Source organism: Candidatus Symbiopectobacterium sp. NZEC151, from assembly GCF_025962655.1.
Lineage (GTDB): Bacteria > Pseudomonadota > Gammaproteobacteria > Enterobacterales > Enterobacteriaceae > Symbiopectobacterium.
Genome location: NZ_JAGFPE010000001.1, coordinates 1,481,413 through 1,494,976 on the forward strand (window position 1 = coordinate 1,481,413; position 13,564 = coordinate 1,494,976).

General features: G+C 55.9%; 12 protein-coding genes. 3 read left to right on the forward strand and 9 right to left on the reverse strand.

Annotated elements, in window-relative coordinates; translation table 11 throughout:
* Nucleotides 1-44 precede the first annotated feature (44 nt).
* Nucleotides 45-3,494 carry a transcription-repair coupling factor gene (gene mfd, locus J5067_RS06590; protein WP_264650713.1) on the forward strand — a complete coding sequence of 1,150 codons (3,450 nt, stop codon included), beginning with the start codon at nucleotides 45-47 and terminating at the stop codon, nucleotides 3,492-3,494.
* 230 nt (nucleotides 3,495-3,724) lie between these two features.
* Here mfd and J5067_RS06595 read toward each other — a convergent pair whose 3' ends face one another.
* Both J5067_RS06595 and J5067_RS06600 read right to left on the reverse strand, forming a co-directional pair.
* Nucleotides 3,725-4,138 carry an N-acetyltransferase gene (locus J5067_RS06595; protein WP_264628757.1) on the reverse strand — a complete coding sequence of 138 codons (414 nt, stop codon included), beginning with the start codon at nucleotides 4,136-4,138 and terminating at the stop codon, nucleotides 3,725-3,727.
* Nucleotides 4,139-4,272: 134 nt separating this feature from the next.
* Nucleotides 4,273-5,715 (reverse strand): MFS transporter, encoded by a 1,443-nt coding sequence (locus J5067_RS06600; RefSeq protein ID WP_264650714.1) that lies wholly within the window; start codon nucleotides 5,713-5,715, stop codon nucleotides 4,273-4,275.
* 98 nt (nucleotides 5,716-5,813) lie between these two features.
* Here J5067_RS06600 and J5067_RS06605 point away from each other — a divergent pair, with 98 nt between their 5' ends.
* Nucleotides 5,814-6,605: a helix-turn-helix transcriptional regulator gene (locus J5067_RS06605; RefSeq protein WP_264650856.1), complete on the forward strand. Its 792-nt coding sequence runs from the start codon at nucleotides 5,814-5,816 to the stop codon at nucleotides 6,603-6,605.
* A gap of 119 nt (nucleotides 6,606-6,724) precedes the next feature.
* On the forward strand, nucleotides 6,725-8,077 hold the full coding sequence (gene yegD / locus J5067_RS06610) for a molecular chaperone (RefSeq protein ID WP_264650715.1): 1,353 nt from the start codon (nucleotides 6,725-6,727) through the stop codon (nucleotides 8,075-8,077).
* Nucleotides 8,078-8,118: 41 nt separating this feature from the next.
* Here yegD and J5067_RS06615 read toward each other — a convergent pair whose 3' ends face one another.
* The 7 genes from J5067_RS06615 to hinT all read right to left on the reverse strand — a co-directional run bounded on the left by J5067_RS06615 (nucleotide 8,119) and on the right by hinT (nucleotide 13,474).
* The gene (locus J5067_RS06615) at nucleotides 8,119-8,658 is read right to left on the reverse strand and encodes a glycine zipper 2TM domain-containing protein (protein WP_264643057.1); all 540 of its coding nucleotides are present in this window, start codon (nucleotides 8,656-8,658) and stop codon (nucleotides 8,119-8,121) included.
* Nucleotides 8,659-8,987: 329 nt separating this feature from the next.
* Nucleotides 8,988-10,295 (reverse strand): NAD(P)/FAD-dependent oxidoreductase, encoded by a 1,308-nt coding sequence (locus J5067_RS06620; protein ID WP_264643058.1) that lies wholly within the window; start codon nucleotides 10,293-10,295, stop codon nucleotides 8,988-8,990.
* Nucleotides 10,296-10,594: 299 nt separating this feature from the next.
* Nucleotides 10,595-11,137, reverse strand: a complete 543-nt coding sequence (gene ycfP, locus J5067_RS06625; RefSeq protein WP_264650716.1) for an alpha/beta hydrolase YcfP — start codon at nucleotides 11,135-11,137, stop codon at nucleotides 10,595-10,597.
* Nucleotides 11,138-11,286: 149 nt separating this feature from the next.
* Complete coding sequence (locus tag J5067_RS06630; protein ID WP_264650717.1) at nucleotides 11,287-12,174, reverse strand: phosphotransferase; 888 nt, start codon at nucleotides 12,172-12,174, stop codon at nucleotides 11,287-11,289.
* Nucleotides 12,134-12,712 carry a penicillin-binding protein activator LpoB gene (gene lpoB, locus J5067_RS06635; RefSeq protein WP_264643061.1) on the reverse strand — a complete coding sequence of 193 codons (579 nt, stop codon included), beginning with the start codon at nucleotides 12,710-12,712 and terminating at the stop codon, nucleotides 12,134-12,136. The genes J5067_RS06630 and lpoB overlap by 41 nt, the downstream gene beginning before the upstream one ends.
* 20 nt (nucleotides 12,713-12,732) lie before the next feature.
* The gene (locus tag J5067_RS06640; RefSeq protein WP_264643062.1) at nucleotides 12,733-13,119 is read right to left on the reverse strand and encodes a YcfL family protein; all 387 of its coding nucleotides are present in this window, start codon (nucleotides 13,117-13,119) and stop codon (nucleotides 12,733-12,735) included.
* 4 nt (nucleotides 13,120-13,123) lie between these two features.
* The gene (gene hinT, locus J5067_RS06645; RefSeq protein WP_264650718.1) at nucleotides 13,124-13,474 is read right to left on the reverse strand and encodes a purine nucleoside phosphoramidase; all 351 of its coding nucleotides are present in this window, start codon (nucleotides 13,472-13,474) and stop codon (nucleotides 13,124-13,126) included.
* Nucleotides 13,475-13,564 lie beyond the last annotated feature (90 nt).

The window sequence follows — 13,564 nt, forward strand, 5'->3', positions numbered from 1 at the left end:
GCTTTTTCTTATGCTGGAACGGGGCAACACCAGATATTCGGAATATGCCTGAAAAAAATCGCTATGCTCTGCCCGTTAAATCGGGTGAACAACGTCTGTTGGGTCAGCTAACCGGCGCAGCCTGCGCCGTCGAGTGTGCCGACATCATTGAACGCCACGCCGGACCGGTGGTGCTTATCGCACCCGATATGCAAAACGCGCTGCGGCTACGCGATGAACTTCAGCAGTTTACTGCGCATCCGGTCACCACGCTGTCTGACTGGGAGACGCTGCCTTACGACAGCTTCTCGCCGCATCAGGAGATCATCTCCGCGCGCCTCTCCACGCTGTATCACCTCCCAGAGATGACGCGCGGCGTGCTGGTGTTACCGGTCAATACGCTGATGCAGTTGGTTTGCCCGCACACTTTCCTGCACGGTCATGCATTGATGGTGAAAAAAGGGCAACGCCTGTCGCGCGATAAACTGCGCGCGCAGTTGGAGCAAGCGGGCTATCGCAGTGTCGATCAGGTGATGGAGCACGGGGAGTTCGCCACGCGCGGTGCGCTACTGGACCTGTTTCCCATGGGCAGTGAGGAGCCCTACCGCATCGATTTTTTCGACGATGACGTAGACAGCCTGCGCGTATTTGATGTTGATAGCCAGCGCACGCTGCACGAAGTGGCACAGATTAGCCTGCTGCCTGCGCACGAATTTCCTACCGACAAAAATGCCATTGAACGCTTTCGCAGCCAGTGGCGCGAAACCTTTGAAGTGCGTCGCGATGCCGAGCATATTTATCAGCAGGTCAGCAAAGGCACCTGGCCCGCCGGTATCGAATATTGGCAGCCGCTGTTTTTTGAACAGCCACTCAGCACGCTGTTTAGCTATCTCCCCAGCAATACGCTGCTGGTCAACACCGGCGATCTTGAAGCGAGCGCCACCCGTTTTTGGGCCGACATTCAACAGCGCTTTGAAAGCCGCCGCGTAGACCCAATGCGCCCGCTGTTAGCGCCGGAATCCTTGTGGCTGCGTGTCGATGCGTTGTTCAGCGAACTGAAAGCCTGGCCGCGCGTACAGCTCAGCAAAGAGACGCTGACGGAAAAAGCGGCGCACCGCAACCTGGGTTACCAAACGCTGCCAGACATTGCCATCCAGCACCAGCACAAATCACCGCTGGATGCGCTGCGGCGTTTTTTGGAAGGCTTTTCCGGACAGGTCATCTTTTCCGTTGAAAGCGAAGGGCGCCGCGAAACCCTTCAGGAATTACTGGCACGCATCAAACTGGCACCAACGCCGATTACCCGGTTGGATCAGGCGGACAAGCCCGGCGCTTACCTGATTATCGGTGCCAGCGAGCACGGTTTTATCGACACCATGCGCCAGCGCGCGTTGATTTGTGAAAGCGATCTGCTCGGCGAACGCGTCGCGCGTAGACGCCAGGACAGCCGACGTACCATTAATACCGATACGCTGATCCGCAATCTGGCCGAACTGCATCCGGGCCAACCGGTGGTGCATCTGGAGCACGGCGTCGGGCGTTATGTCGGCCTCACGACGCTGGAAGCGGGCGGCATCATGGCCGAGTACATGATCCTGACCTACGCCGGGGAAGATAAACTCTACGTCCCGGTTTCGTCACTGCACCTCATCAGCCGTTATTCCGGTGGCGCGGATGACAACGCGCCGTTGCACAAACTGGGCGGCGATGCCTGGTCACGCGCGCGACAGAAAGCGGCGGAGAAAGTGCGTGATGTGGCAGCCGAACTGCTGGATATCTACGCGCAGCGCGCAGCGAAAAGCGGCTTTGCCTTTAAGCACGATCGTGAGCAATACCAACTCTTCTGCGAAGGCTTCCCGTTCGAAACCACGCCGGATCAGGCGCAAGCCATCAATGCCGTGCTGAGCGACATGTGCCAACCGCTGGCAATGGACCGCCTGGTGTGCGGTGATGTCGGCTTCGGCAAAACTGAAGTCGCGATGCGCGCCGCGTTTCTCGCCGTGGAAAACCACAAACAGGTGGCGGTGCTGGTGCCGACCACCCTGCTGGCACAACAGCATTACGACAATTTCCGCGATCGCTTTGCCAACTGGCCTATCCGTATCGAAATGCTCTCCCGCTTCCGTAGCGCCAAAGAACAGACGCAGGTGCTGGAACAAACGCAGGAAGGCAAGGTGGATATTCTGATCGGCACCCACAAACTGCTGCAAAGTGACGTGCACTGGCGCGACCTTGGGCTGCTGATTGTGGATGAAGAGCACCGCTTTGGCGTGCGCCACAAAGAGCGTATCAAAGCGATGCGTGCCGACGTGGATATCCTGACGCTGACCGCCACGCCGATCCCGCGCACCCTGAATATGGCGATGAGCGGAATGCGCGATCTTTCGATTATCGCCACACCGCCCGCGCGCCGCCTGGCAGTAAAAACCTTTGTACGCGAGTATGATAGTTTGTTGGTGCGCGAAGCGATGCTGCGTGAAATTCTGCGCGGTGGACAGGTGTATTACCTCTACAACGACGTCGAAAATATCGAGAAAGCCGCTCAGCGCCTGACGGAGTTGGTGCCTGAAGCGCGCATCGCGATTGGTCACGGCCAAATGCGCGAACGGGATCTGGAACGCGTGATGAGCGATTTCCACCATCAACGCTTTAACGTGCTGGTGTGCACCACCATCATTGAGACCGGCATCGATATTCCCAGCGCCAATACCATCATCATTGAGCGCGCCGACCATTTCGGTCTGGCTCAGTTGCACCAACTGCGCGGCCGCGTCGGCCGCTCGCACCATCAGGCCTATGCCTATCTGCTGACACCGAACCCGAAGGCGATGAGCACCGATGCACATAAACGGCTGGAAGCCATCGCATCATTGGAAGATCTGGGCGCAGGCTTTGCACTGGCAACCCATGATTTAGAGATTCGCGGTGCGGGTGAACTGCTTGGCGAAGATCAGAGTGGGCAAATGACCACCGTCGGTTTTTCGCTCTATATGGAGCTGTTGGAAAGCGCGGTCGATGCGCTCAAAGCCGGGCGCGAGCCCTCTTTGGAAGATCTGATCAGCAGCCAGACCGAGGTGGAATTACGCCTGCCGTCCCTGCTGCCGGAGGCCTTTATCCCTGACGTCAATACCCGTTTGTCGTTCTACAAGCGCATTGCCAGCGCCAAGGATGATAACGCGCTGGAAGAACTGAAAGTGGAGCTTATCGATCGCTTTGGCACCCTGCCGGATGCCACGCGCCATCTGTTGCAGATTGCCGCGCTGCGCCAGCGCGCACAATCGCTGGGTATCAAACGTATCGAGGGTAACGAAAAAGGCGGATTTATCGAGTTCGGCGCCCATAATCGGGTCGATCCTGCGCATCTGATTGGCCTGTTACAGCGCGATCCTCGCGTCTATCGTTTGGATGGCCCTACCCGTTTGAAATTCATTAAAGACCTCAGCGAAAGACCGCAGCGTGTCGATTTCATCACTGGACTTCTGACAGACATGGCCCAGCATACCTTGGCGGCATAAGCTCACACAGTGGTGGCTAGTATCTCTTAGCCACCACTGTGTACGGGGTTGAATAGAGTGTAACCAAACGGTAACCCCCAGGAATAAGCGCCAAGGCTAAAACTCGCCCTGGATCAACATAAATTGCATGTCATTGAGCACTATTATAGATATCAAATTTATTAAAAAGTGAGTGTGCTCTGTAATAATACCGTGCGTAAAGATATATTTCGAAGGCGTGATATTTTCTATTAGCGAAGTGGCTTCACAAGATAATGCCTTGAAAATTTTAGATAAAAACCATCCAGACTGCCATATTCTGAATAACCCAATTTTATATAAAACCCGCGGGCCTGAAAACTGAAGGTGTCAACATAAGAAAAATGGCAGTCTCTCTTTATCGCTTCCCCCTCTGCCATTAGCATCAACTCGCGCCCGACGCCGTTTTTTTGATACTCAGCCGCAACCCACAGATATTGAATGTCTAATCCGCCCCACCATGTTCTGGCTATTATCCCACCCTTTATATTACCTGATGCATCATTAACCGTGACTCTTAATGGTTGAATGTCGACAGGTGCAAAATGGTCATTATGTTTCCATAAGCCATCAAGTATCTGCTTCTCTTCATTTTCATCAGGCGTGCAGTGTAATAGGTAATTCATCGGTCCCCCTTGTGGTTGAAAATAACTCACCTAGCTCACTGCATTAATCTTATCGACATAAAACTATCCAATACTGAAATAAATATAAAATACCAAGTGCTTTCTGAATTTTTAATAGGATTCAATACACTGCACTACCGTGCTCTAGCCAGCAACAGCAATAACACATAGACCAGCATGGCCGCACCCAGGTTATAGAACATCCCCGCCACAAAGGCATCGGCGTACTGGCCTGCCTGCGCTATCACGCCATCATCGGTGGTCAGCGCCTCAGCAAACAGGAGGCCGACCACCGCCACGCCCAGCGCCGCGCCCACTTGTTGCACCGTAGAAACTACCCCTGACGCCATACCAGCCTGCGTTTCAGCGACAAAGCCCAGCACCACATTCAGCAATGGCGTCATGATGAAACCCTGACCGGCACCGACCACCACCAGCACGGGAATCAACCGCACAGCGACCAACTCCGCCCCGGCCATTCTCACCTGCACGATCAGCCCGCCGATGGAGAGCGCATAGACCAACGCCCCCACCACGATCGCTCGCATGCCAAAGCGTGCCACCAGCCTCGGTGCGGCCAGCGACGCCAAGATAAAACCCAGGCTACAGGGTGCAAAGATGCTGCCCGCCACCAAGGGATCGAGACCCAGACCGGTTTGCATCAGCAACGCGAAGCACAAAAAGAAGGAGCTCGACGTCGAGTAGACCAGCAACACCAGCACAGCCCCCAACGCAAAACGGCGTTGCGATAGCAACTGCATGTCGACCAGAGGGATTCCGCCGCGCATCCGCCGCCACTCTTGCTGCCGATAAAACAGTGCAAACAGCACCATTGCCGCACTCATCGACCAGAAACTCCACCCCGGCCAGCCTTGTGCGGGCCCCTCGATCAGTGCCACCAGCAGCAGTGTCAACCCCGCACTGCTCAACACCATCCCCGTCCCGTCCAAGTCTGAGCGCTGTGGCGCGCGAGTTTCTGGAATACAGCGCGCAGCGACGAGGGCAAACAGACCCATGGGCACATTGATAAGAAAGATGCTGCGCCAGCCCAGCCCGAGCAGATCGGCATATACCATCCAGCCACCCAGCACCTGGCCCGCAATCGCGGACAGACCGAGCGTCATCCCCAGCAGGCCGAAGGCACGGCGGCTGTCATCTCCGCCGAAGTTGACGCGAATGGACGCATAGACCTGGGGGAACAGCAAGGCGGCGGCCAAACCTTGTAACACCCGTGCGCCGATCAAAAAGTTGGCGCTGGGTGCCAGTCCGCACAACACCGATGTCAGGGTGAAACTCGCCATGCCGACGATGAACAGTCGGCGGCGACCAAACCGGTCTCCCAGCCGCCCACCGGTGATGAGCAAGACACCGAAGGCCAACTCGTAGCCAGCCACGATAAAACCGACCTGCGCAAAGCTCGCACCCAGCCCGGTTTGCATGCTGGGAATCGCCACGTTGACCACGAACAGATCGAAGATGGTCATGAAACCGGCGAACAGCAGCACGGACAACCCCAGCCACGGTGGAGCACTGACGGCGCGCTCGGACGACAGCGTACAGCAAGAATTTGAGTTCATATTGCGTTTCCAGAGTAAAGAAGCGAACATTCTCAAATTCTTTTTAAACGATTACAATTTAACACGTTATGCTATTACTAAAAGCAACGAGGTAAATGATGCGAACTCTGGAACGAACCCGCCCCGATCTGGCGGCTTTCCTGCGCACGCTCCGTGAGCGTCTTACGCCAGCCGAGGTAGGGCTGCCCAGTGGCAACCGACGTCGCACGCCGGGACTGCGGCGCGAAGAGGTCGCCGCACTCGCTGGCGTTGGCCTGACCTGGTACACCTGGTTGGAACAAGGGCGTGACATCGGGGTGTCGGCCAGCTTTCTCGATAATCTGGCGCGGGTGCTTAAACTGGACGCGGCCCAGCGCAGGCACCTGTATCTGTTGGCCCACCAACGCCCGCCCGCAGAACCTGGAAAAACCTGGTGCGTGCTGCCTCCATTGGTGCGACGCCTGATGCACGACCTGCCGCATCCAGCCTTCGTGCTCAACCTGCGTTGGGACGTACTGGGCTTTAATGCCGAAGCCGATAGGCTTTTCGGCTTTGGCAAGCACGCGCCCGAACGGCGCAACTTACTGTGGTTGCTGTTCACCGATCCGTTGCTGCATCAACGCATAGACAATTGGGAACAACAAGCGCCCCTGATGCTATCGAGCTTTCGCCGCGACTTCACTCGCGGTACGCAGGAAGCCGATATTCACCAACTGGTGGATGAACTGGAGCGGGTGTCGCCGGAGTTCAGGGCGTGGTGGCGGCAGCACGACGTTCATGCCTCCTGTAGCGGCGTGCGCAAGCTGGTGATCGACGGCCAGCCATCCCCCTTCGAGCACACCTCGTTGACGGTGGATGAGGACCGGCACCTGCGGTTGGTGGTTTATGCACGCGCTGCCAGCGCGTCTTAGGCGATCGCACACAGACGGATTTATCCTCGGCCAGGGACTCTGAAAAAGGTATCCCTCTATACAAGCCGCTTCGCACGCAGTAAAATCCCCGCCTTTTTCTTATTACCGGGGGAGATAACATGTTTATCGGCTTTGACTACGGCACGGCGAACTGTTCCGTTGCACTAATGCAAAATGGCACGCCACGCCTGTTGCCACTGGAAAACAACTCTCCCTATCTCTCGTCTATGCTGTGCGCGCCCACGCGTGAAGCCGTCAGCGAGTGGTTGTGGCGTCATCATCAGGTAGACGCTCAAGGCGAAAATGCGCAGCTGCTGCGGCGCGCCATCAGCTATAACCGCGATGAAGATATTGCCGTTGAATCTCACAGCGTACACTTTGGACAAGCGGCGCTGGCGCGTTATATGGACGATCCGCAAGAAGTGTGGTTCGTGAAATCCCCGAAGTCGTTTTTAGGTGCGGTAGGGCTAAAAGCGCAGCAGATCGCCTTTTTTGAAGATCTGGTGTGCGCCATGATGCTGCATATTCGCCAGCAGGCGGAGCAGCACGCGGGAGATGCCATCACCCAGGCGGTGATTGGTCGGCCTATCCATTTCCAAAGTATCGGTGGCGACGCTGCGGATAAGCAAGCGCAGGACATTCTTGAACGTGCCGCAACGCGCGCCGGGTTCCGTGATATCGCGTTTCAGTTTGAGCCGGTTGCCGCCGGGCTGGATTTCGAAGCAACGCTACAGCAGGAAACCCGGGTACTGGTGGTCGACATCGGCGGCGGTACCACCGACTGCTCGATGCTGCTGATGGGGCCTGCGTGGCACCGCAAGCAAGAGCGCCACGACAGTCTGCTGGGACACAGCGGGTGCCGCACCGGCGGCAACGACCTCGATATCCAACTGGCCTTCAAACAGTTTATGCCGCTGCTCGGTATGAATGGCATGACGGAAAAAGGCATTGCCCTGCCGACTCTGCCCTGGTGGAACGCGGTCGCGATTAACGATGTGCCGGCGCAGAGTGCGTTTTATCACAATGCGACCCGCACGCTGATTAACGAGATGATCCGCGATGCGCGTGAACCCGCGCAGATCAAACGCCTGTTGAACGTCTGGCAGCAGCGTTTGAGCTATCGGTTGGTGCAGCAAGCGGAAGCCTGCAAAATTGCTTTATCCGATGCGCCCATCACCGACGCTGCGCTGGCGTTTATCGAAACCGCGCTGGCAACACGCGTCTCTGCCGAAGAGATGGTGCAGGCTATCGCTCAGCCCGTGTCGCAGATTCAAACCCAGATTCGCCAGGCGCTGGAGGACAGCGGAACACGTCCCGACGTGGTTTATCTGACCGGCGGTAGTGCGCGCTCGCCGCAGTTGCGTCTGGCGGTACAACAGACATTGCCTGATGTGACAATCGCCAGCGGCGATGATTTTGGTTCCGTCACCGCCGGGTTGGCGCGCTGGGCAGAATTGCTGTTTCAGCGTTAAGCGGTGACTGACACGCCCTGACGGGCGTGTCAGATTTCCACTTATGCCTTTTGATTCAGCACCAGTTGCCCATTTCTGTCCAATGGGATTTGGGTGCCGGGATCGCGGTCCATACGGATCTTGCCTTGCTGCGCGCCAATTTTGTAGGTGACGTCATAGCCCAGCACTTTCTGCGATTTGTCATATACCGTCTGACAACGCTGTTGCGTCGTGCTGTAGGTATCATTGTTCTGCATATGGCCCTGAACCTGATTACCTGCATACCCGCCCGCCAACGCGCCCGCAACCGTGGCAATATCCTTTCCTCGGCCCCCGCCGACCTGATGGCCCAATACGCCACCGGCCACTGCGCCGAGCACCGACCCCGCCAGACGATTCTCATCTTGCACCGGACGACGATGGGTCACGCTGACATCACGGCACTCCTGACGCGGCGTTTTCACCGTTTCTTTAATCGGTGTTGCCGAGATAACCTGGGCAAACTGCGGCTCGGTTGAAAAAACCTCCATGCTGGCAACCGCCGCTACGCCTAAAGCAGCAGCCACACCAATACCCACCCCCGCTAACATGGATTTATTCACAGAAACCTCCTGAATGACTACCCGCACCTGCTTTATCCGCTGTATCCCTGAGCGTTAGGGGACAATGCCCTTAACGTCGGTGTCAGCCATTGCAGCGTGCGTTGTTTCGTTGATCACTGGCGAAAGTGTGCATTCGAAGAGAAAAGCTGACAATCGGATTAGTTAACCAAAAGCGTAGATATGTTAATAAAATGCGGTTATTTGGGATTTTTCTTAGGGGAAATTGGCGTTAAGGCGAGATGTTGTTCTGAGAGTAAAAAGACTGCGATGCAAGGCCCGTCAGCACAACGTGCCGCCCTGACAGGCAGCACGTCGTAGCACCCGGTCTGTTAATGCAGTTTCAGACGCGGACGAATCACACGGTTAATGCCACCCACCAGCATCATCAACCCAGTCTTGGTGTAGCCGTGCAAGGCAATCTGGTGCATACGGTACAGTGAAATATACACCACGCGCGCAATGCGCCCTTCCACCATCACCGACCCGCGCATCAGGTTACCCATCAGGCTGCCGACGGTGCTGAATTTGGACAGCGACACCAGCGATCCGTGATCCTTATAGACATAAGGCTTCAACGCCTGACCGTTAAGCTGGGCGAGGATATTGTGATAGCAGCGCGTCGCCATCTGGTGCGCCGCCTGGGCGCGCGGCGGCACAACGCTGCCGCTCGGTTGCAGGCACGAGGCACAGTCACCGATGGCATAGATGTTTGCATCGCGCGTAGTTTGCAGCGTCGGTTCCACCACCAGTTGGTTGATGCGGTTGGTTTCCAGACCGGCAATCTCTTTCATGGCATCCGGGGCTTTGATCCCTGCGGCCCACACCATCAAATCGGCTTCGATAAACTCGCCCTCTTTGGTGTGTAAACCGCCGGGCTTCGCTTCCGTGACCAGCGTTTTGGTCAGAACGCGCACACCGATATTGGTCAGTTCCTGATGTGCAGCGGCAGAAATGCGCGGCGGCAACGCAGGCAAAATGCGCTCACCGGCTTCCACCAGCGTCACGTTCAACGCCTGATTGTCCAGCCCGTCAAAGCCGTAGCTGTGCAGTTGCTTCACCGCATTATGCAGTTCTGCGGAAAGTTCTACCCCGGTCGCGCCGCCGCCAACGATGGCAATGTTGACCTTTTCCTTGTCGTCGTTAGCGTTTGAGGTGAATTTCAGGAACAGGTTGAGCATTTCATTGTGGAAACGGCGCGCCTGTTTGGGACTGTCGAGAAAAATGCAGTTGTCCTTGACGCCTGCGGTACCGAAATCGTTGGAGATACTGCCCAGCGCGATCACCAGAATGTCGTAAGGCAGCGAACGTTCAGCCACCAGCATTTCACCCTGCTCATTATCGATTTCGGCCAGTCGAATGCACTGGCTTTCACGATCGATATTCATCAGCGTGCCTAACTGAAAATGGAAGCCATGGTTGCGTGCATGCGCCAGGTAGCTCAGCGCGTCAATGTCATCATCCATCGATCCGGTGGCCACTTCGTGCAGCAACGGTTTCCATAAATGACTTTGATTACGATCGACCAAGGTGATCTCAGCTTTGCTTTTGCGCCCCAGCTTATGACCCAGGCTGGTGGCTAATTCCAAACCGCCGGCTCCACCGCCGACAATAACAATTTTTTTGAGTGCTGATGTCAAAACGACCCCCTGATTGTGAACCAATAGTTAATAAGGCGTAAAAAATAATATCCTTATATTACATAGGGTTCTCATAAGTTAAATGCTAAATCTGTGGGAAGAATAGCACGCCAGGTCATTTGGTCATACCAAAATTGATATATATCAATTTATTTTTTATCCACTTGATTCGCAGCTAAAATTTTCCTTTTGAATTCATCAAATTATTTTGCAAAGGGTGATAGCAGTATAGGACACACGGCGTTGGACGAGGAACGTCAAACGCCGTGACAGGGAAAAATGGAGAGGATTGTTGTCGATTAACCGAGCGTTTTGAACGCCTTAATGCGTTGAAGGTGCGGCGAGATACTCTTGAATTTATGCGTCTGGATATCGTCCCAAATCACTTCGTAGAACGATCCCAGCAGCGCGGCGCTGCGCTGGTTATCCAGCATTTCATCGTTGCGCGACAGCACGGTCAGACAGCGATCGCGATTCTTCTCTCGGAAATTGGCGACACACTTGGTGGCAATATCTGCATACTCTTCGGGTCTGTCGATTTTTCCCACCATATTCTCTTGCGGGAACAGGTTTGGATTAAAAATGACCTGGCGAATATCACACAAAAAGCCGATACGTTCGGCCCAAAAGCCGCCCAGCCCTACACCGCAAATCAGCGGGCGCTCATCCTGTGCACGCTGAATCAGCTTGTCGACTTGTTTGAGCAAATGTTGCATATCATGCCGGGGATGAAGCGTACTGTAGCTCAGCAGCTCAACGTCCTGGTCAATAAACTGCAACTGCAACACTTTTTCATGGTTGCCGGGGCTAGTGGAATCAAAGCCATGCAAGTAGATAATCATTTGAACTTCATCCTCCGGTTACAGCCAACGCGAAACGTCGCTGCCATCACGGCAAGCAAACGCTCTTTGATAATACACCTGATGTATTGTGCCTGCATTGACCGGTGACAGGTTATCTACCACACGGGCGTGTGGATTATCCGTTCGGATTACGCGTTTACCCCCAGAGCACGACGCGATGCCGAACCTGCCGCTAAAAACGCCGTTTGCCCCGTTTGATGCCAGCACACCTCACACCACATCAGAATAAGAAAATCGGCCCAGGGCAACCACTGTTGAACCGATGCGTTCAGCGCCTGCGCGCTAAAGCCGGGGCGTTGCTGCTGGTAGTTTCGCAGCAAGCGTCGTTGTGATGCACCGTCAAGCCCGTTGCCACGCACCAGCAGCGCCAGTTCCAGGCCAATATCACCATCGGCGGCGTATTCCCAATCGATAAGCAGCAGCGAACCCTGCGGCGTGATCAAGACATTCTCGCTATGCACGTCAAGATGCAGAGGAGCCCACGCGAGCAAGTCAGGCTGCGCACTGCGCTGAAAATGCTGGTGCCAGCGCAGCAGCGCTGGCGAGCGGCGACGCGGATCCATGTTTTGCCAATGGTGGGTGAACTGCACCGGCAAATTCAAGCGATAACCACAGCACGGCTGGCGGTGAAGTTGGCTGAGCAGCTGTGCCAGCGCACCGTTTTCCAATATGCAGGAAAAATCCTGCGCGCACGCCGTCGTCCCTGCGGCCCATTCCACGATGAGCCACCCGTCGCGGTAGATGACAGGCTTGGGTGCCAACTGCCGTGCCGAGAGTTGACGTAACACCCGATATTCACGCTGCCTGAATACCCCCAACTGCGCCGCCTCGGCGGTTTGTGGCCGCGCCAGCAGCTCACGATGGCCCACGCGAACGCGCCAGCAGCCGCTGCCCGAACCGTTGACGGCATCGAAATGAAAACCGGCGGTATCGACCGCCGGAAAGTGTTGCGCAAGCAGACGTTCAAGCGCCGATTTACTGTTGGACGGCACCATTTCCCGACCACACGATTTCACCGGTTTGCACCAGCATCAGTTGCATGTCCAACTGCGGCGTCTTCACATCACCGCTCACGTCGCTGTAGAGCACATACTGTGCGCTCACGTAGCGCGCCAGGCCAATGGCTTTAGTGCGCGAGCCCAGACTGTCCTCTGCCGATAACCCCAGCGTCTGTTTCGCCACGGCGACCTGCTCACGCGGCACCAGCGTGAACGCGTTACCACTCGCCAGTGCCTCGTAAATCGCCGTTGTCGCCTTCGCGACCGGCAGCGATCCGTTAGTGTTGTTCTTCACGCTGTCAACCAGCAGGATGCTGCCGGGTGCTACGCCGCTGGCCTGTCGCAGTTGTGCTACTAACGGCCCGACGCTGCCATCCCAGTTCAGGGTTTGAATTTTCGGAGGCGTGGGCACCGACTGTCCCGGCGGCGGCGTAACCACTTCCGGCTGTGACGGTTTTACCGGCTCGATCTGCGCCGGTGGCTGTTGCTCTGGCGGACGCGTCATACAGCCGGTCAACACCATTGCAGCGAACAGCAGCACAAGATACTTTTTCATGCTTTCCTCTCTAAACGCTTTTACAGAAACAGATGCAGGCGTACTTGCTGAACATTCTGACCTTCATGCGCGCCGGAGATACGCGCTTCGCTCTGCGCTGGCACCAGCACGCTGCGCACCTCGTCATAAGGCAGCACATCTAACCCCTTTGCGTCATACCAGTAGAAACGGTACTGCACCATCACTGACTGTGATGCGGTATTACGCAGCACTGCCGACGCCCTGCCGCCTTCACTGCGCGTGGTCAGATCGGGTTTCGATGCCGTAATCCCGGCGGAAAGCAGCGAGGCATCAAGCACTAATGTTTGCCGTTCGTTGATGGTCAGCACGGGCGGCTTACTGGAGCACGCGACGGCCCCCAATACCAATAAGGCAGATAACAGGCCGCGCACAATCTGGAAGTTCATGACGTTAGTCCGACAGCAACGGTCCCAGAGGACGACCACCCAGCAGGTGCATATGAATATGATAGACCTCCTGGCCGCCATGACGATTGCAGTTGACGATCAGGCGATAGCCGTCTTCGTCAATGCCCGCGTCGCGCGCAATCTTGCTGGCGACGGTGAACAATCTTCCCAGCGCCTGCTCGTGCTCAGGCAAAACATCGTTTACGGTCGGAATCAATACGTTAGGCACGATCAAAACGTGCGTTGGCGTACGGGGAGCGATGTCACGAAAAGCGGTCACCAGCTCATCCTGATAGACGATGTCGGACGGAATTTCCCGGCGGATAATTTTACTGAAAATGGTTTCTTCAGCCATGTTTGAGTTCCTTGTAAACGTGTAACGCCGAATGGTTACGGCAGTATGAGTGACTCTTTCGGTTGCTTTCAACCTTCTTTCTGTTTTTTC

Excerpts from the sequence above, each read along its gene's own strand:
- mfd (WP_264650713.1), top strand. The coding sequence starts at position 45 with ATGCCTGAAAAAAATCGCTATGCTCTGCCCGTTAAATCGGGTGAACAA.
- J5067_RS06595 (WP_264628757.1), bottom strand. The coding sequence starts at position 4,138 with ATGAATTACCTATTACACTGCACGCCTGATGAAAATGAAGAGAAGCAG.
- J5067_RS06600 (WP_264650714.1), bottom strand. The coding sequence starts at position 5,715 with ATGAACTCAAATTCTTGCTGTACGCTGTCGTCCGAGCGCGCCGTCAGT.
- J5067_RS06605 (WP_264650856.1), top strand. The coding sequence starts at position 5,814 with ATGCGAACTCTGGAACGAACCCGCCCCGATCTGGCGGCTTTCCTGCGC.
- yegD (WP_264650715.1), top strand. The coding sequence starts at position 6,725 with ATGTTTATCGGCTTTGACTACGGCACGGCGAACTGTTCCGTTGCACTA.
- ycfP (WP_264650716.1), bottom strand. The coding sequence starts at position 11,137 with ATGATTATCTACTTGCATGGCTTTGATTCCACTAGCCCCGGCAACCAT.
- lpoB (WP_264643061.1), bottom strand. The coding sequence starts at position 12,712 with ATGAAAAAGTATCTTGTGCTGCTGTTCGCTGCAATGGTGTTGACCGGC.
- J5067_RS06640 (WP_264643062.1), bottom strand. The coding sequence starts at position 13,119 with ATGAACTTCCAGATTGTGCGCGGCCTGTTATCTGCCTTATTGGTATTG.
- hinT (WP_264650718.1), bottom strand. The coding sequence starts at position 13,474 with ATGGCTGAAGAAACCATTTTCAGTAAAATTATCCGCCGGGAAATTCCG.